The 17,962-nt window shown below is 58.4% G+C and carries 17 protein-coding genes, 2 tRNA genes and 1 rRNA gene; 8 read left to right on the top strand and 12 right to left on the bottom strand.

Going from position 1 to position 17,962, the window contains the following annotated elements:
- Positions 1 to 57: 57 nt before the first annotated feature.
- From J0X03_RS04645 to gmhB, 4 genes are all read right to left on the bottom strand, one after another.
- A tRNA-Ala gene (locus tag J0X03_RS04645) sits at positions 58 to 133 on the bottom strand.
- Positions 134 to 171: 38 nt separating this feature from the next.
- A tRNA-Ile gene (locus J0X03_RS04640) sits at positions 172 to 248 on the bottom strand.
- Positions 249 to 322: 74 nt separating this feature from the next.
- Positions 323 to 1,864: ribosomal RNA gene (locus J0X03_RS04635) — 16S ribosomal RNA — on the bottom strand.
- Positions 1,865 to 2,257: 393 nt separating this feature from the next.
- Positions 2,258 to 2,821, bottom strand: coding sequence for a D-glycero-beta-D-manno-heptose 1,7-bisphosphate 7-phosphatase (gene gmhB, locus J0X03_RS04630; protein WP_025304009.1), 564 nt, complete (start codon positions 2,819 to 2,821; stop codon positions 2,258 to 2,260).
- Between the two features lie 188 nt (positions 2,822 to 3,009).
- Here gmhB and metN point away from each other — a divergent pair, with 188 nt between their 5' ends.
- The 6 genes from metN (at position 3,010) to proS (ending at position 8,596) form a co-directional block, all read left to right on the top strand.
- On the top strand, positions 3,010 to 4,041 hold the full coding sequence (gene metN, locus J0X03_RS04625; RefSeq protein ID WP_004932012.1) for a methionine ABC transporter ATP-binding protein MetN: 1,032 nt from the start codon (positions 3,010 to 3,012) through the stop codon (positions 4,039 to 4,041).
- Positions 4,034 to 4,687: a methionine ABC transporter permease MetI gene (locus J0X03_RS04620; RefSeq protein WP_004932010.1), complete on the top strand. Its 654-nt coding sequence runs from the start codon at positions 4,034 to 4,036 to the stop codon at positions 4,685 to 4,687. The genes metN and J0X03_RS04620 overlap by 8 nt, the downstream gene beginning before the upstream one ends.
- Positions 4,688 to 4,726: 39 nt before the next feature.
- The gene (locus J0X03_RS04615; protein WP_025304010.1) at positions 4,727 to 5,542 is read left to right on the top strand and encodes a MetQ/NlpA family lipoprotein; all 816 of its coding nucleotides are present in this window, start codon (positions 4,727 to 4,729) and stop codon (positions 5,540 to 5,542) included.
- Between the two features lie 114 nt (positions 5,543 to 5,656).
- A complete protein-coding gene (rcsF, locus tag J0X03_RS04610; protein WP_025304011.1) occupies positions 5,657 to 6,061 on the top strand; it encodes an Rcs stress response system protein RcsF in 405 nt (134 codons plus the stop codon).
- Complete coding sequence (tsaA, locus tag J0X03_RS04605; protein ID WP_016929866.1) at positions 6,058 to 6,765, top strand: tRNA (N6-threonylcarbamoyladenosine(37)-N6)-methyltransferase TrmO; 708 nt, start codon at positions 6,058 to 6,060, stop codon at positions 6,763 to 6,765. Before rcsF ends, tsaA begins: the two co-directional genes overlap by 4 nt.
- Positions 6,766 to 6,877: 112 nt before the next feature.
- Entirely contained in the window at positions 6,878 to 8,596 is a 1,719-nt protein-coding gene (gene proS / locus J0X03_RS04600) for a proline--tRNA ligase (RefSeq protein ID WP_033644896.1), read from the top strand.
- Positions 8,597 to 8,664: 68 nt separating this feature from the next.
- Here proS and nlpE read toward each other — a convergent pair whose 3' ends face one another.
- The 3 genes from nlpE to J0X03_RS04585 are packed head-to-tail and all read right to left on the bottom strand — an operon-like array spanning position 8,665 to position 10,343.
- Positions 8,665 to 9,348 carry an envelope stress response activation lipoprotein NlpE gene (gene nlpE, locus J0X03_RS04595; protein ID WP_033644894.1) on the bottom strand — a complete coding sequence of 228 codons (684 nt, stop codon included), beginning with the start codon at positions 9,346 to 9,348 and terminating at the stop codon, positions 8,665 to 8,667.
- Between the two features lie 29 nt (positions 9,349 to 9,377).
- The gene (gene arfB / locus J0X03_RS04590; protein ID WP_033644893.1) at positions 9,378 to 9,791 is read right to left on the bottom strand and encodes an alternative ribosome rescue aminoacyl-tRNA hydrolase ArfB; all 414 of its coding nucleotides are present in this window, start codon (positions 9,789 to 9,791) and stop codon (positions 9,378 to 9,380) included.
- 3 nt (positions 9,792 to 9,794) lie between these two features.
- Positions 9,795 to 10,343, bottom strand: coding sequence for a YaeQ family protein (locus J0X03_RS04585; RefSeq protein WP_033644891.1), 549 nt, complete (start codon positions 10,341 to 10,343; stop codon positions 9,795 to 9,797).
- A 213-nt stretch (positions 10,344 to 10,556) separates the two neighbouring features.
- On the opposite strand from J0X03_RS04585, the gene J0X03_RS04580 reads away from it, so the two are divergent.
- Together J0X03_RS04580 and rof are read left to right on the top strand one after the other, a co-directional pair.
- Complete coding sequence (locus J0X03_RS04580; RefSeq protein ID WP_033652508.1) at positions 10,557 to 10,757, top strand: YaeP family protein; 201 nt, start codon at positions 10,557 to 10,559, stop codon at positions 10,755 to 10,757.
- Positions 10,744 to 11,007, top strand: a complete 264-nt coding sequence (rof, locus tag J0X03_RS04575; protein WP_004931991.1) for a Rho-binding antiterminator — start codon at positions 10,744 to 10,746, stop codon at positions 11,005 to 11,007. The genes J0X03_RS04580 and rof overlap by 14 nt, the downstream gene beginning before the upstream one ends.
- Positions 11,008 to 11,057: 50 nt before the next feature.
- Here rof and J0X03_RS04570 read toward each other — a convergent pair whose 3' ends face one another.
- The 5 genes from J0X03_RS04570 to cadB form a co-directional block, all read right to left on the bottom strand.
- Entirely contained in the window at positions 11,058 to 11,372 is a 315-nt protein-coding gene (locus tag J0X03_RS04570) for a c-type cytochrome (protein WP_025304017.1), read from the bottom strand.
- Positions 11,372 to 12,703 (bottom strand): tRNA lysidine(34) synthetase TilS, encoded by a 1,332-nt coding sequence (gene tilS / locus J0X03_RS04565; RefSeq protein ID WP_069100480.1) that lies wholly within the window; start codon positions 12,701 to 12,703, stop codon positions 11,372 to 11,374. The genes J0X03_RS04570 and tilS overlap by 1 nt, the downstream gene beginning before the upstream one ends.
- A gap of 56 nt (positions 12,704 to 12,759) precedes the next feature.
- On the bottom strand, positions 12,760 to 14,205 hold the full coding sequence (gene dtpD, locus J0X03_RS04560) for a dipeptide permease DtpD (protein WP_160204530.1): 1,446 nt from the start codon (positions 14,203 to 14,205) through the stop codon (positions 12,760 to 12,762).
- A gap of 68 nt (positions 14,206 to 14,273) precedes the next feature.
- Complete coding sequence (gene cadA / locus J0X03_RS04555) at positions 14,274 to 16,412, bottom strand: lysine decarboxylase CadA (protein WP_033635725.1); 2,139 nt, start codon at positions 16,410 to 16,412, stop codon at positions 14,274 to 14,276.
- Between the two features lie 95 nt (positions 16,413 to 16,507).
- Positions 16,508 to 17,851, bottom strand: a complete 1,344-nt coding sequence (gene cadB / locus J0X03_RS04550; protein ID WP_033644886.1) for a cadaverine/lysine antiporter — start codon at positions 17,849 to 17,851, stop codon at positions 16,508 to 16,510.
- Positions 17,852 to 17,962 lie beyond the last annotated feature (111 nt).

Raw genomic sequence — 17,962 nt, 5'->3', positions numbered from 1 at the left:
AATACTTCGCAGCATACTGTCGCCAATATACTCTGAAGTATTCAATACCGGACTATATGGTGGAGCTAAGCGGGATCGAACCGCTGACCTCCTGCGTGCAAGGCAGGCGCTCTCCCAGCTGAGCTATAGCCCCATACAGTCACGTGCAGTACCTTTTCCACTTACAAGAAGTGGTAGGCCTGAGTGGACTTGAACCACCGACCTCACCCTTATCAGGGGTGCGCTCTAACCACCTGAGCTACAAGCCTATAAAGGTATTTCTGCTCGTTACTTTCTATCAGACAATCTGTGTGAGCACGCCACTCGAACTAATATCTTTAGGTAAGGAGGTGATCCAACCGCAGGTTCCCCTACGGTTACCTTGTTACGACTTCACCCCAGTCATGAATCACAAAGTGGTAAGCGCCCTCCCGAAGGTTAAGCTACCTACTTCTTTTGCAACCCACTCCCATGGTGTGACGGGCGGTGTGTACAAGGCCCGGGAACGTATTCACCGTAGCATTCTGATCTACGATTACTAGCGATTCCGACTTCATGGAGTCGAGTTGCAGACTCCAATCCGGACTACGACATACTTTATGAGGTCCGCTTGCTCTCGCGAGGTCGCTTCTCTTTGTATATGCCATTGTAGCACGTGTGTAGCCCTACTCGTAAGGGCCATGATGACTTGACGTCATCCCCACCTTCCTCCAGTTTATCACTGGCAGTCTCCTTTGAGTTCCCGGCCGAACCGCTGGCAACAAAGGATAAGGGTTGCGCTCGTTGCGGGACTTAACCCAACATTTCACAACACGAGCTGACGACAGCCATGCAGCACCTGTCTCAGAGTTCCCGAAGGCACCAATCCATCTCTGGAAAGTTCTCTGGATGTCAAGAGTAGGTAAGGTTCTTCGCGTTGCATCGAATTAAACCACATGCTCCACCGCTTGTGCGGGCCCCCGTCAATTCATTTGAGTTTTAACCTTGCGGCCGTACTCCCCAGGCGGTCGATTTAACGCGTTAGCTTCGGAAGCCACGCCTCAAGGGCACAACCTCCAAATCGACATCGTTTACAGCGTGGACTACCAGGGTATCTAATCCTGTTTGCTCCCCACGCTTTCGCACCTGAGCGTCAGTCTTCGTCCAGGGGGCCGCCTTCGCCACCGGTATTCCTCCAGATCTCTACGCATTTCACCGCTACACCTGGAATTCTACCCCCCTCTACGAGACTCTAGCTTGCCAGTTTCAAATGCAGTTCCCAGGTTGAGCCCGGGGATTTCACATCTGACTTAACAAACCGCCTGCGTGCGCTTTACGCCCAGTAATTCCGATTAACGCTTGCACCCTCCGTATTACCGCGGCTGCTGGCACGGAGTTAGCCGGTGCTTCTTCTGCGAGTAACGTCAATTGATGAGCGTATTAAGCTCACCACCTTCCTCCTCGCTGAAAGTGCTTTACAACCCGAAGGCCTTCTTCACACACGCGGCATGGCTGCATCAGGCTTGCGCCCATTGTGCAATATTCCCCACTGCTGCCTCCCGTAGGAGTCTGGACCGTGTCTCAGTTCCAGTGTGGCTGGTCATCCTCTCAGACCAGCTAGGGATCGTCGCCTAGGTGAGCCATTACCCCACCTACTAGCTAATCCCATCTGGGCACATCTGATGGCAAGAGGCCCGAAGGTCCCCCTCTTTGGTCTTGCGACGTTATGCGGTATTAGCTACCGTTTCCAGTAGTTATCCCCCTCCATCAGGCAGTTTCCCAGACATTACTCACCCGTCCGCCGCTCGTCACCCGGGGAGCAAGCTCCCCTGTGCTACCGCTCGACTTGCATGTGTTAAGCCTGCCGCCAGCGTTCAATCTGAGCCATGATCAAACTCTTCAATTAAAAGCTTGATGTGCTTCCACTCGAGAAGCGATGCTCAAAGATTTACTGCATGAATTTTACTTCAGTTAGTCACTCTTCAAGACTTGATATTTTTTTGCATCCGAAGATGCTGGATATCGTCTTGTGGAGTGCCCACACAGATTGTCTGATAAATTGTTAAAGAGCAGTGAGTTAGACGCTTTCGCTTGCTAACTCGAGGTGGCGTATATTACGCTTTCCTCTTTCAGAGTCAACCCTAATTTTCAGGATTTTTTCTCTGCGACCCCCGGATACTCTGTGAAGTTGTTCACATGTTCCGTGTCGATGGAGGCGCATTATAGGGAGCCGGTTCAGAATGACAAGCGTTAATATGCATTTTTTATCTGACCGCTCACTATTCATTCGTAACGCCTATTAAACCCGCTTTTTGATGGCTGCCGGCAGGTCCGCCAGGCTGTTTAGCACCCAATCGGCCAGCTTTTCGCCCTGCTCCGTCACCGGCTTGCCGGTACGCACCAGCACCTTGGTGCCGACGCCGGCCGCGATCGCCGCCTGCATGTCTTCCGGTTTATCGCCCACCATATAAGAAGCGGCCATATCGATGTTCAATTCCTGCTGCGCTTGCAGCAACATGCCCGGCTGCGGCTTACGGCAGTCGCACACCTGGCGATACTCTTCTACTGCCGCCTCCGGATGATGCGGGCAGAAATAGATGCCGTCGAAGTCGACGTCGCGATCGGCCAGCGACCAATCCATCCACTCGGTCAGGTACATAAACTGGTCTTCGCTGAACTTGCCGCGCGCAATGCCGGACTGGTTGGTCACCATCACCAACGCGAAGCCCATCTTTTTAAGTTCGCGACAGGCGTCAATCACGCCGTCAATAAAGTGGAAGTTGTCGATTTCATGGACATAGCCATGGTCAACGTTAATCGTACCGTCACGATCGAGAAAAATTGCTGGAACGCTTTGTGTCACCGCTTTGCTCCTGAGGGCCTGTATACGCTGACAGTATCGCATGTTTTACCCCACGCTGAGAACGCCGGAGAACGTCGCTGGTCGTTGACTTAGACGTCTAGACGCCTTAACATCTGAGACATACCTGGGTTCCACGCCGAGGTTTACTTTTATCTAGCCACGGGCAACCACGCTAAAATAAGAAGAATATGATTAAACTTTCTAACATCACTAAAGTGTTCCAGCAGGGTTCGCGCACCATTACCGCGCTCTCTGACGTGACCCTTCACGTCCCTGCCGGGCAAATCTATGGCGTCATCGGGTCTTCCGGTGCCGGCAAAAGCACGCTGATCCGCTGCGCCAACATGCTGGAGCGCCCAACATCAGGCCAGGTACTGGTCGATGGTCAGGATCTGACTTCGCTGTCGGAAAGCGAACTGACGCGCGCCCGTCGCCAAATCGGCATGATCTTCCAGCACTTCAACCTGCTCTCTTCCCGCACGGTGTTCGGCAACGTCGCGCTGCCGCTGGAGCTGGACAATACGCCGCGCGCCGAGATCAAAAAGCGCGTGACCGAACTGCTGGAGCTGGTCGGCCTGGCGGACAAACACGACGCCTATCCGGCCAACCTGTCCGGCGGCCAGAAACAGCGCGTAGCGATCGCCCGTGCGCTGGCCAGTAACCCCAAAGTGCTGCTGTGCGACGAAGCCACCAGCGCGCTGGATCCGGCCACCACCCGTTCCATCCTGGAACTGCTGAAAGACATCAACCGCCGTCTGGGCCTGACCATTCTGCTCATCACCCATGAAATGGACGTGGTGAAACGCATCTGCGACCAGGTCGCGGTCATCAGCCAGGGGCAGCTGATCGAAAAAGACAGCGTCAGCGAAGTGTTCTCGCACCCGAAAACACCGCTGGCCCAACAGTTCATTCAGTCCACGCTGCATCTGGATATCCCGGACGACTACGCCGCGCGCCTGTCGCCGGAGCGTCAGGGCGACCGTCAGCCGCTGCTGCGCCTGGAGTTCACCGGTCAGTCGGTCGATGCGCCGCTGCTGTCTGAAGCCGCTCGCCGCTTCAACGTGAACAACAACATTATCAGCGCCCAGATGGATTATGCCGGCGGCGTGAAATTCGGCGTGATGCTGGCGGAGCTGCACGGCAGCGACGAAGACGCGCTGGCAACGATTAAGTTCCTGCAAGAAAATCAGGTAAAAGTAGAGGTTCTGGGTTATGTCTGAGGCAATGATGTGGTTGATGGCGCGTGGCGTGTGGGAAACCGTCATGATGACCTTTGTCTCCGGCTTTTTCGGTTTCGTGCTCGGCCTGCCGGTAGGCGTGCTGCTGTATGTCACCCGCCCGGGGCAGATCATCGCCAACAATTCGCTGTATAAAATCCTGTCCGGGCTGGTGAACATCTTCCGTTCCATCCCGTTCATTATCCTGTTGGTTTGGATGATTCCGTTTACCCGCATGATCGTCGGCACCTCGATCGGTCTGCAAGCGGCGATCGTGCCGCTGACCGTCGGTGCCGCGCCGTTCATCGCGCGCATGGTGGAAAACGCCCTGCTGGAGATCCCGTCCGGTCTGGTGGAAGCGGCGCGCGCCATGGGCGCCACGCCGATGCAGATCATCAAGAAAGTGCTGCTGCCGGAGGCCCTGCCGGGCCTGGTCAACGCCGCGACCATCACCCTGATCACCCTGGTGGGCTACTCCGCCATGGGCGGCGCGGTCGGCGCCGGCGGCCTGGGCCAAATCGGTTACCAATACGGTTATATCGGTTATAACGCCACAGTTATGAATACCGTATTAGTATTACTGGTAGTTTTGGTTTATCTGATCCAATTCTGCGGCGATCGCATCGTCAAAGCCGTTACCCATAAATAGTTTCACAGCATATTAATGCGAGTCTAATGAGGAAGGGATATGTCGTTAACATTTAAATCCATCGCGACAATTGGCGCACTGATCGGTACTCTGGCTCTGGCGGGCTGCGGCCAGGATGAAAAGAATCCAAACCACATCAAGGTCGGCGTGATCGTCGGCGCTGAACAGCAAGTGGCCGAAGTGGCGCAGAAAGTGGCGAAAGAGAAATACGGTCTGGACGTTGAGCTGGTCACCTTCAACGACTACGTGCTGCCTAACGAAGCGCTGAGCAAAGGCGATATCGACCTGAACGCCTTCCAGCACAAACCTTATCTGGATCAGCAGATCAAAGATCGCGGCTACAAGCTGGTGCCGGTCGGCAGCACCTTTGTTTACCCGATCGCCGGTTACTCCAAAAAAATCAAATCGCTGGACGAACTGAAAGAGGGTTCTCAGATCGCACTGCCGAACGATCCGACCAACCTGGGCCGTTCGCTGCTGCTGCTGCAGAAAGTCGGTCTGATTAAACTGAAAGACGGCGTTGGCCTGCTGCCGACCGTACTGGACGTGACCGAGAATCCGAAAAACCTGAAGCTGGTTGAGCTGGAAGCCCCTCAGCTGCCGCGCTCTCTGGACGATCAGCAGATCGCGCTGGCGGTGATCAACACCACCTATGCCAGCCAGATCGGCCTGACGCCGGCGAAAGACGGTCTGTTTGTGGAAGATAAAGACTCGCCTTACGTCAACCTGCTGGTTGCGCGCGAAGATAATAAAGACGCGGAAAACGTGAAGAAATTCGTTCAGGCCTACCAGTCTGACGAAGTTGACGCCGCCGCCAACAAAATCTTCAACGGCGGTGCCGTGAAAGGCTGGTAAGCGCTTATTCACCAATTTTATTCCTATAATTGCAAGACGGGCCAAGGCCCGTCTTGTTATTTCCGCCATAGATTGCTTCAATAGCGCCACTTTCATTAAGGCAGAGGAATCTCAATGCGTGTTTTACCTCTCTGTTTGTTAGCGCTCGCGCTGGCCGGATGTTCATCGCAACGTATCGCGCCATCCTCAACAAACAGCACCAGCAAGCCGACCACGACCGCCCCGGCCAAGACCACGCCGGCCGCCCGCCCCGCTCCGGTAAAACTGTATAAAAGTGCAGAAGAACTCGTGGGTAAACCATTCCGCGATCTGGGTGAAGTGTCCGGCGAATCGTGCCAAACCACCGTACAAGACTCCCCACCGAATCTGGCTACCGCCCGTAAACGCATGCAAATCCGTGCGTCTTACATGAAGGCCAACGCCGTGCTGCTGCACGACTGCCAGATTGTCAGCGGCGTCGCCGGTTGTTACCAGCAGGCCGTTTGCCAGGGCTCGGCGCTTAACGTCTCGTCTAAATGACCGAATTCGTTTTTGAGCAGATCGGCGTGATCCGCTCGCCGTATAAAGAGAAATTCGCCGTGCCCCGCCAACCGGGGCTGGTCGAAGACGGTGGCGGCGAACTGCTGCTGCTGCCGCCTTACAACCAGGCGGAAGCGGTTCGCGGTCTCAGCGATTTCAGCCATCTGTGGGTGATGTTCATTTTCCATCAAACCATGGAAGGCGGCTGGCGCCCGACGGTACGCCCACCGCGTTTAGGCGGCAATGCCCGCATGGGCGTGTTCGCCACCCGCTCCACCTTCCGTCCCAACCCGCTCGGCATGTCGCTCATTGAGCTCAAAGGCGTACGGGTGAAAAACGGGGAAGTGGCGCTGGAACTGGGCAGCCTCGATCTGGTCGACGGCACCCCGGTGGTGGACATCAAGCCTTATCTCCCGTTCGCCGAGAGCCAACCGCAGGCCCGCGCCGGCTTTGCCCAGGCCGCGCCCGCCGGCGATATGCCGGTGCGTTTCGCGCCGCAGGCGGAACAGCAGCTGCAGCAACATCAGGCGCGCTACCCGCAATTAAGGCGTTTTATCAGCCAGGTGCTGGCACAGGACCCCCGTCCCGCCTATCGTAAAGGAGAGGACGTCGAACGGGATTACGCCGTCTGGCTGCTGGATTTCAACGTGCGCTGGCGCGTCGTGGACGGCCACACCGAAGTGCTGGCGCTCGACCCGCGTTAAAATTCCGCCGCCTCTCTTTTGGCGACCCGCTCGCGCTGGTAAACTAAATCACTTTTTGGCCGCCACTCTGGCAGCCCGATGCAATTTGCAGTTCTAACGGAACCAAAACACCATGCGTACTAGCCAATATCTGCTCTCCACTCTGAAGGAGACACCTGCCGACGCCGAAGTGATCAGCCACCAGCTGATGCTGCGCGCCGGGATGATCCGCAAGCTGGCCTCCGGTCTTTACACCTGGCTGCCGACCGGCCTGCGCGTTCTGAAAAAGGTTGAAAACATCGTTCGCGAAGAAATGAACAATGCTAACGCGATCGAAGTATCCATGCCGGTGGTTCAGCCTGCCGACCTGTGGCAGGAAAGCGGCCGTTGGGAGCAATACGGCCCCGAGCTGCTGCGCTTCGTCGACCGCGGCGACCGTCCTTTCGTGCTGGGCCCGACGCATGAAGAAGTGATCACCGATCTGATCCGCAACGAGATCAGCTCGTACAAGCAGCTGCCGCTGAACTTCTTCCAGATCCAGACCAAGTTCCGTGATGAAGTGCGCCCACGTTTCGGCGTGATGCGTTCCCGTGAGTTCCTGATGAAGGATGCCTACTCCTTCCATACCTCGCAGGAGTCTCTGCAGGAGACTTACGACGCGATGTACGAAGCGTACAGCAAAATCTTCAGCCGCATGGGCCTGGATTTCCGCCCGGTGCAGGCCGATACCGGCTCGATCGGCGGCAGTGCGTCGCACGAATTCCAGGTGCTGGCAGACAGCGGTGAAGACGATATCGTGTTCTCCACCGGTTCCGACTTCGCCGCCAACATCGAGCTGGCGGAAGCGGTCGCTCCGGCAGCGCCGCGCGCGGCGGCCAGCGAAGAGCTGCGCCTGGTGGATACGCCAAACGCCAAAACCATCGCCGAGCTGGTCGAGCAATTCCAGCTGCCGGTGGAAAAAACCGTGAAGACGCTGATGGTGCGCGCCACCGAAGAGAGCGGCCATAAACTGGTCGCCCTGCTGGTGCGCGGCGATCACGAGCTGAACGAAATCAAGGCCGAGAAGCTGGCGCAGGTTGCCGCGCCGCTGACCTTCGCCACTGAAGAAGAGATCCGCGCCATCGTCGGCGCCGGCCCGGGTTCCCTCGGCCCGGTCAAGCTGCAGATGCCGGTGGTTGCCGACCGCAGCGTAGCGGCGATGAGCGACTTTGGCGCCGGCGCCAACGTCGACGGCAAACACTACTTCGGCATCAACTGGGAGCGGGATCTGCCGCTGCCGCAGGTGGCCGACATCCGTAACGTGGTGGAAGGCGACGCCAGCCCGGATGGTCAGGGCACGCTTCTGATCAAACGCGGCATCGAAGTGGGCCATATCTTCCAGCTCGGCACCAAGTATTCGGAAGCGATGAAAGCGACCGTACAGGGTGAAGACGGCCGCAACCAGGTGCTGACCATGGGTTGCTACGGCATCGGGGTGACGCGCGTCGTGGCCGCTGCCATCGAGCAGAACCACGACGAACGCGGCATTATCTGGCCGGACGCCATCGCGCCGTTCCAGGTCGCTATTCTGCCGATGAACATGCACAAGTCGTTCCGCGTGCAGGCGCTGGCCGAAGAGCTGTACAACACCCTGCGCTCCCACGGCATCGACGTGATCCTCGATGACCGCAAAGAGCGCCCGGGCGTGATGTTCGCGGATATGGAGCTGATCGGCGTGCCGCACTCTATCGTTATCGGCGACCGTAACCTCGACAACGAAGAGATCGAGTACAAAAACCGCCGCGTCGGCGAGAAGCAAATGATCAAAACCGGTGAAATCGTTGATTTCCTGCTGGGCCAGATCAAACGCTGAACACCGCCCGTCAGCGAATAAAAAACCCGCCTAGGCGGGTTTTTTTATGTCCATGGGGACAGGGGAAGTTAGTTGTTGCTGCAGCTTTTACTGCGGTCGAACGCGATTTTACCGTCCGGCACCACCGCCTTCTCTATCTGCCCCTCTTCCATCGACGGCTGCACGCTGAAGTGCGCGTTGAAAGTCAGAAACACCGGCTCACCGGCATTCTTATTGGCTTTGGCGTAACCTTGCTCCAGCGCGATGTTGTTATCCACCGGGAACGTGATGCCGGTGGCGCAATCTTTGAACACCGCCGCGTCGGCCATATAGGTGTAGCTGCCTTTCATCACCATCGGCGTTTTAGGCAATGGCTTCTCGACCGGCTCCAGACGATAATTCAGCTTGGAGGCGATCGGCGCGCCGCTGCGATCCAGCATCTCAAGACTCTTGCCCACCGGGCGGAAGTAGCGTTTTTCCCCGGTGCTGTCAGTCAGCACCAGCTTATCCGCGGTGCGCGCCCATTTGCCGTAGTCGGCGAAGGTCTGATCGCCGTCTTTGGTGCCGCGATAAGTTTCTTGCAGCACAAAGGTGCCGTCCTCATCCAGGAACAGCGCCGTATCCAGCCCGCCGCAATCGGCGCAAGGCAACAGCCCTTGATAACTCTGCGGCATCGCCTGCAGCGGTTGTTCCTTCGGTTGATAATGATTGTTGCATCCCAACAACGAGAGTGCGCCTGCCGCCAAGAACAGGGCTACCGTAATTTTCTTCACAGTTATTCTCCTACTGTGTTCATGTATTCCTAAGTGCGAACCTTGCCACGCAGCGCCTTGGTGGCGCCCTTACGCGCCTTGCCTTCCAAACGGCGCAATTTTGCCCCTTTGGTCGGCTTGGTCGCCTTGCGCATTTTTTCCACCACCATCGCCTGCTGAATCAGCGCGACCAATCTGGCCAACGCCGCTTCGCGATTCAATTCCTGACTGCGATACTCTTGCGCCTTGATAATCACTACGCCATCAGCGGTAATGAGATGATGATTCAGCGCCAGCAGCCTTTCCTTATAATACTCTGGCAGGCTGGATGCCCGGATGTCAAAGCGCAAATGGATCGCCGTTGAGGTTTTGTTCACGTGCTGGCCACCCGCGCCCTGCGCGCGGATCGCCGTCAATTCCAGCTCATTATCCGGTATGGCTACGTTTCTTGACAGTTCCAGCACCGGTCACACCTGTGCCTGCTGCCACTCGGCAAACTGGATTTCCAGACTATTCTGAGCATCAGACAGCCAAATAGTTCCCTCCTGCAGCGTTGCCTGCAGCGTCATGGTGCGGCTGGCCAGCGCCGTCAGGCGCGCCAGCTGTTCGTCATCGAGGAAGCGCACGCTCAGGTTCTTGTAGCCGGCCACTTTTCCCTGCATCGCCTGCCACCAAACGTGCGCGGCGCGCTCGCCGTAAGCGTACAAGACCACGCGCGGCGACTGGTTGCAGGCCTTGCGGATGCGTTTCTCGTCGGGCAATCCCATCTCGATCCACATTTCCAGCCCGTTGTGGTCGTTGCGCTGCCAGATCTCCGGCTCGTCGTCGGCGCTCAGCCCTTTGGTGAACACCAGCCGCTCGTCGGCGTGGCAGATCCAGGCCAACAGGCGCAGCATCATGCGTTGCTCATTTTCGGACGGGTGTTGCGCCAGCGTCAGCGTGGCGTCGTGGTAGAAGTGACGATCCATATCAGCAATATTGACCGCGGCTTTATAAATGGTTGCTTTCAGCGCCATGGGTGACCTCGTTATTATCCGGCGACAGTGTACTTGATCAGGGCCAAACCCCGCCAGCGCGGCCAGGCTGCGGCAGTGCGAAAGGCGTGCCGGGGTGCTGATAACTCCATAACAGCTGTGCTATAGTCGTCTAGGATAGGATAAAACTCCGAGAGCCTGCGCCTCATCGCGATAGTAGTCTTGATGATGCAGAGGTTCTTAAGGGAGGAAACTGTGCAACAATACTGTGAGTTAGTACGCCGTACTTACGCCGAGATTGGCAGTGGAGATCTTGGCTACGTGCCTGATGCGCTGGCTTGTGCGTTAAAGGCATTGGACGATGTCGCAGCGAACCACGCGCTACCGTCCTCCGTTAGGGAACAGGCGGCCTTTGCCGCCGCTAACTTATTGGTGAGCGACTATGTTGATGAATGATGAGTACCAACCCATCAATTGCGATGACTACGACAACCTGGAACTCGCCTGTCAGCATAAACTTATTCTGAAGCTGGAGTTACGCGACGGAGAAGTGATCGAGGCCAAGGCGATCGACCTGCTGCAAAAGAAACGCGTTGAGTATCTGACCATCGAACAGAACGGCCAACAGCGCGACCTGCGTCTGGACCATATCAGCAGTTTCAGTCATCCGGAAATCGGTACCGTGGTCGTCAGTCTGTCGGACTGAGCAGCGGTAACCCCATCCCAACAGGGCAGCCCAACGGCTGCCCTCGTCATTTAGGGCTTCAGGCTGGCGTAATAAGCCGCCAGATCGGCGATATCGTCATCCGACAATCCCGACACATAGGCTTTCATCACCTCGGCCTGGCCGCCGTTGCGTTCCCCTTTCTTATACGCCTGCAACGCGTGCTGCAGGTACATGGCGTTTTGCCCGGCCAGATTCGGGTACATCGGCACCGTCACCTTGCCCTGCGCGCCGTGGCAGGCCGCGCACGCGGCGGCTTTGGCCTGACCGGCGGCCGCATCCCCCGCCGCCAACGCCGGCAGGCTGAACAGGCCGGCGGCCAACAGCGCGATTTCCACAAACTTCATCATTGCTCCTCACGATTATGATTTTTTTCCCAGCGCAGCCGCCACGGGCGTTCGCCTTCCGGCACCTGCCCCGCCTCACAGACGAATACGCCCAGCGCGGCGATCAGCTGCTCATCATAATAAATCAACGGGATACGTTCACGCTGCCAGGGAGGAATACCCAGCTCCTGCCACAGTTTTTTTATCGGCCGCGAATGGGCGCGCCCCACGATGCGCACCGCGCCCCGTAAGCCGCCGAAACGAATGCTAATCTGCTGCGATGGCAGCGGCGCGCGCAGCGCCAGATCGCCCTCACCGGCAACCAACTGCCCCAGCCCGTCCGGCAACGTCAGCGTCTCGTCAGGCTGCCAGGGCAGATGCACATCGCGCAGTGCCGCCAGCGGCGGCAACAGGTGCAATCGGCCTCGGAAGCGGCGGATCTGATAGGCGCCGAGCTGCAGCTGCGGTTCGGCATCTTCCCGGCTGAGCGCCACCTCCTCCCACAGACGCTGCAACTGCTCACGCGCCGGCATGGTAACGTTGAACAATGCGATCCAGCGCCGCAACAGAGCGAAGCGCCGCACCGGCGAACAGGCCGTCAAACCGTCGATCGCCAATGAGCGATCCGCCGCCAACAGGCTTTGCAGCGGTTCCGCCAGCAGCTCGTCCAACAATTGTTCCTGTTCGGCGCACAGGCTGGCGCTGCGCGCCACCGCCGAAGCGAAGTGCGGCCAACGTTGATTGAGCTGCGGCAACACCTGCAACCGCAGGAAATTGCGATCGAAGCGCGTGTCCTGATTGCTGTCGTCGTCTATCCAGGTTAAGGCGTGGCGTTGCGCGTAATTTTCCAGCGTTTGACGCGAGCAGCCCAGCAGCGGCCGCAACAGCAGGTGCTCGCCCAGCGTGGCGCGCGCCGCCATCGCCGACAATCCCGCCGGCCCGCTGCCGCGCTTGAGCGCCAACAGGAAGGTTTCGCTTTGATCGTCAAGGTGTTGGGCGGTGAGCAGCGCTTCGCCCTCCGCCAATGCTGCACTGAAAGCGGCATAGCGCGCCGCACGCGCCGCCGCTTCGATGCCGCCCTGGCGGGCATCCACCTGCACGTGCGTCACCGTCAGCGGGATCCGCCACTCGGCACACCGGCTGCGGCAATGCTCAACCCAACGGTCGGCAAAGGCGCTCAGGCCATGGTGCACGTGCAGCGCACGTAGCTGCAGCGCCGGACGTTGGCGGCGCAACGCCGCCAGCAGATGCAGCAGCACGCTGGAATCCAGGCCGCCGCTAAACGCCACCAGCAGCCGCTGCTGCGCGCCCAGCTGTTCCGCCACCTGCGTCGTTAATTGATCAGTATCCATCGGTAGGCTTTGTCACTTCTACATAGCTGCACGTTAACCCCGCCTACCGCCATCAATCAAGCATTAACCGTCCGGGCCTGGCGTCGCGTCAGCAGCCACCAGCCGCCCAGCACCGCGATCACCGCCAGCGCACATCCGGCCGCTCCCCAGCCGATCTGGGCGAAAATGCGGCCATACGCCTGCATCGCCGCCCCTTCGATGTGATCCTCGGCGGTCTGATTGGCGATAATGCCCGCCAGATAGTTGGCGATCGAACCGGTCGCCAACATATAGATGCCGGTCAACACGCCGGTGGCGCCGGGGATATTCAGCCGGGTGATCTGCGCCATCGCCACCGGATCGATAAACAGTTCGGCAAAGCCCATCACCGCCAAACCGGCGATCATCAGCCCCATCGATCCCGGCCCGTGCAGCCGCGTATTGAGCGCCATCAGCGTAAAGCCGACGCCGATCAACAGCAGACCGAAGGCGAACTTGCACCAGATGCGCAGCGTGCGATCGCCATCGCCGCTCGCCAGCCAGGCCAGCGCCACGCCGCCCAGCATCACCGCGCAGGCGTTAACCGACTGGAACAGCGCGGTCGGCACCGTCCAGCCAAACCAGCGCCGGTCAACGAAATGATCGATAAACAGGCTGATGGAGCTGCCGCCCTGCTGGGCAAAAGCCCAGAACAGCGTGCCCAGCAGCATCAGTACGATGATCTGCCACAGCCCCCGGCGCTGGCCGGCGTCCGCACGCAGCATAATGCGCGCCACCAGCGCCACCGCCGCCACGCACACCAACCCGAGCAAATAGCCGGCCCAGCCGCGTTCAAACAGCAGCGTGAAGAACAGCGGCGACGTCAGCAACGCCGCCAGCAGCCATCCCCAGTGCGGCAGGCCCAGGCTCCTGGCGCGCATCAGCGGTGCATTCACGCCGCGCGTGTGGCGGAAATGGCGTCCGCCCAGCAGAAAAATCACCAGACCGGCGAACATGCCGATCCCGGCCAACGCAAAGCCGACGTGCCAGCCATAGCGCTCGGCCGCCAACCCGCAGGCGATCGGCGCCAGAATAGATCCGACGTTGCCGGCGGCGTACAGCAGTGAGAAGCCCCCTTCGCGGCGCGAGTCCTGCGCCGGATACAGCTCGCCCAGCAGGCAGCTGATATTGGATTTGAACAGGCCGTAGCCGCAAATGATGATCGCCAGCGCCAGATAGAGCGACTGGGCGGAGACCGCGCTCAGGCCGAGCACGATATGCCCCAGGGTCATCAGCGCCGCGCCGGCGATCACCGCGACGCGGTTGCCCAGCAGGCGGTCGGCGAGCCAGCCGCCAAGAATAGGAGTGACGTAAACTAACGAAGCGTAAGCGCTGTAGAGATCGATGGCGTGGCTGTCGGTATAGCCGAGTTGGTGGGTCAGATAGAGGATCAATAACGCACGCATGCCGTAAAAGCTGAAATATTCCCAAATTTGTATCGCTACGACATAGTAGATTGCGCGCGGCTGTGAGGGTGTTTTCATGGTGGTCTCCCATCAGTCGGTGAACGACAAAGGGGAAGCGCGAGCGCCTCCCCTCTTATTGGCTGCGGTTATTTCGCCTTCAGCACTTTCACCCGATAACGTCCGTCCGCCTGGCGATAGGCGCCGTGAATGTCGGTTTCAAAGCCCGGATAATGCGCGCCGATTTCGCACAGCATCTGCAGGAACTCCAGCACCGGCCGGCTCTCTTCGGTCAGCATCTCGCCCGGCATCACCAGCGGCACGCCCGGTGGGTATGGGAGGATCATGTTGGCATTGACCTTACCGACCATCTCTTCCAGATAGACCTCTTCCACTTCGCCGTGCAGCTCTTTCTGGAACGCCTGGTACGGATTCATCACCATGGTTGGCAGCACTTCGAACGCGCGGTACATCAGGTCCGGCAAGTTGTGTTGCTCCACCAGGCGGTGAATGTTCTGCGCCAGATCCTGAATGCGCATGTTTTCATAGAAATCAGGCGCTTCCTGATACAGCGAAGGCAGCATGTTTTTCACCCGCAGGTTCAGGTCGAACGAGCGTTTGAAGTCGGTCATCGCGCGCAGCAGGCTGAGCGCCTTGGTTTTATCGATGCCGATGCTGAACAGGAACAGCAGGTTGTAAGGCCCGGTTTTCTCGACGATGATGCCGCGTTCGTCGAGGTATTTCGCCACGATGCTGGCCGGGATGCCGAACGGCTGCATCTCGCCTTCCTTACTCATCCCCGGGGTCAGGATAGTGACCTTGATCGGGTCCAGATACATGTGTTCGTTGTCGATGTTCTTGAAACCGTGCCAGGCGCTGTCGGAGCGCAGCGGCCAGCATTCCGGCTCATCGATATGCTCCGGCTGCCAGACGTCGAAGAACCAGCCGTCGGACTCGACTTTCAGGCGTTTGATCTCTTTGCGGAACTTGATCGCGCGCTCGATAGAGCCGTTGATCAGGCGCTTGCCGGCGTTGCCTTTCATCATCGCCGCGGCGGTTTCGGTCGACGCCACGATGCCGTAGTGCGGCGAAGTGGTGGTGTGCATCATGTAGGCTTCGTTGAAGGTCTCTTCGTTGATATCGCCCTTCACATGAATCATCGAAGCCTGCGAGAAGGCCGCCAGCAGTTTGTGGGTGGACTGGGTTTCGTAGATCACCTTGCCCTCCACGCGGCCGCCGCTCATGCCGCACTTGCCTTTATAGATCGGATGGAAGTTGGTGTAAGGCACCCAGGCGGAGTCGAAATGAATCGACTTCACGTCCAGAGTGTTCTTGATAAAGTCGGTGTTGTACAGCAAGCCGTCATAGGTGGAGTTGGTGATCACCGCATGCACCGGCCAGGTGGCGTTCGGGGTCTCCTTCACGCGTTTGGCGATGGTGGCGCGCTGGAACTCGCTCTGCGGAATGCCGCCGAGGATGCCGTAGGCATTGCGGGTCGGGCGGAAGTAGATCGGCGTGATGTCGCTCATCATCATCAGGTGAGTCAGCGACTTGTGGCAGTTACGGTCAATCAGCACCGTGCTGCCCGCCGGCGCCGAATACATGCCGACGATCTTGTTGGCAGTGGAGGTGCCGTTGGTCACCATGTAGCTGCGCTCGGCGTTGAACACGCGGGAAATGTACTCTTCCGCCTCTTTGTGTGGGCCGGAGTGATCCAGCAACGATCCCAGTTCGGACACCGAAATCGAAATATCCGACTTCATGGTGTTCGGGCCGAAGAAATCGTAGAACAGGCTGCCCACCGGGCTTTTCTGGAAGGCGGTGCCGCCCATGTGGCCCGGTGTACAGAAGGTGTATTTGCCTTCGCGCACGTATTTGAACAGCGCCTTGGTCAACGGCGGCAGGATGGTGTCGATATACTCGTCGGTGTTCTGTTTGATCTTGGCGGCGATGTCGGTTGCCGCGCCGAGCGCATACTCGAAGAAGCGCACCTGCATGCGCAGATCGTTCAGGCTGACGTCCAACGTGGAATAGGTGTTGGCGAATGCGTACAGCGGCATGTATTCGTTCAGTTGGCTGATCTCTTCGCACAGCTCCAGATTGTATTTGTCCCAGTCGAAGATCACCCCGCACAGACGGGCGTTGTTCTCGATCAGTTTCAGCAGGTCTTCGCGATCGTTAGGGTAAACGATGCGGAAATCCAGACTTTCCAGCGCCTGATGCAGTTCACGGATAGGCTCTTCTTTGAAGTAGACACCCATGTGATTCATGATGGCGATAACGTTCATATGCATTTCTCCTGGCAAAGCAAGCCCCTTCCCGTCGCGGCTGACAGGTCGGAAAGAAAGGGGCTGGGTAAATTCAGTCGGTCAGCGGACGCGAATCAGTGCGCTTTGGCCGTGGTGTTTTCATCGACCGCCGCTGCATTGGCAGCCTGGCGGGTATTCATTTTCCGGGCGTAGAACATCAGGATAATCAGGCTGATGATAAAGGTGCCGGACAGTTCGAAAGAGTTGGCGCCCATCAGCGCGATGAAGCAGAAGCCGCAGCCGCACACCGAAGCGATCAGGCTCAGCAGGTTGCGCACGTTGACCCCTTCGAAGCGAATCAGGTCTACGCAGGAGTAGAAGTAAGGCAGCATGGTCAGCAGCACCGCGATGCCGGTCAGCTCGCCGAACAGATCGGAAGCCTTGCCGCCGGCGGAGCTCATCAGGGTGATCAGCACCATCAGCGCGGTCATTTTGCAGCTCGCGAGCAGCAGGCCTTTTTTCGGAATGCCGTTTTTATCCAGCTCGCCGTACACTTTCGGGAAGTTGCCGTCGTTGGCGGCGCGCACCCCGGCCTGGCCGACCAGCATCATCCATGACCCGAGCGAGGTCAGGCAGGCAAAGGCGGTGAACGCGGAAACCATCGGTGCCGCCCAGTTGCCCATAATCGCCGAGGCGCTGATGGCGAACGGCGCGCCGCTGGCGGCCATTTCAGACGCCGGGAACATGCCGCTGATCACTTGGGTGGCGGCGATGTAGATGATGCCCGCCAGGCCGGTGCCAAGCATGGTCGCCAGCGGCACGGTGCGTTTCGGGTTTTTCACCATGCCGGTGCTGACCGCCGCGGATTCCACGCCGATGAACGCCCACAGGCACAGCAGAATACTTTTGATGACCGCATGGCTGTCGGTGGTGCCGGAGGTATTCCAGTTAGCCTGGTAGGTGGCGGCGTCAAACCAGTGCCAGCCGAGGGTGGCGGTTACGATCACCGGGATCAGCACCAGCACCAGGCCCAGGGTGGTCAAGCGGCTGACCCAGGTCCCGCCCAGCATGTTGACGAAGGTGAAGATCCACACGATGGCGATACAGGCGATGCCGGCAGGCACCGGGTTGTTCAACGCCGGGAAGAAGGTGGAGAGATAAGAAACGGCGGTAATGCCGATGGCCAGGTTGCCGATCCAGTTGGCATGGTAATAAAGCACGCCGGTCTGGAAGCCGAACGCCGGGGAAATTTCACCGGCGTAGGCGATAGGGCCGCCCTGCTGCGGGTTTTTGGTCGCGAGGCGGGCGTACACGTAGGCCAGCGACATCGCCCCGATAATCGAGATCACCCATCCCCAAATGGCGATGGATCCGAGACTCGCCAGGTTGGCGGGCAATAAGGCAATCCCGCTCCCCATCATATTACCGGCGACTACGCCGGTGCAGGCAATAAGCCCTATTTTCTTGGGTGAAGCCATGGTCAGTTTCTCCTGATTTACGTTTCTTATAAGCCACACCCATAAATAAAAGATTTTAATGAGCCGGCTTGATAGTCAGGATGCTAACCATCGGCAGAAATAAAGTCCTAA

The organism is Serratia ureilytica (genome assembly GCF_017309605.1).
GTDB classification, from domain to species: domain Bacteria; phylum Pseudomonadota; class Gammaproteobacteria; order Enterobacterales; family Enterobacteriaceae; genus Serratia; species Serratia ureilytica.
This window is presented reverse-complemented; position numbering and strand designations above follow the sequence as displayed.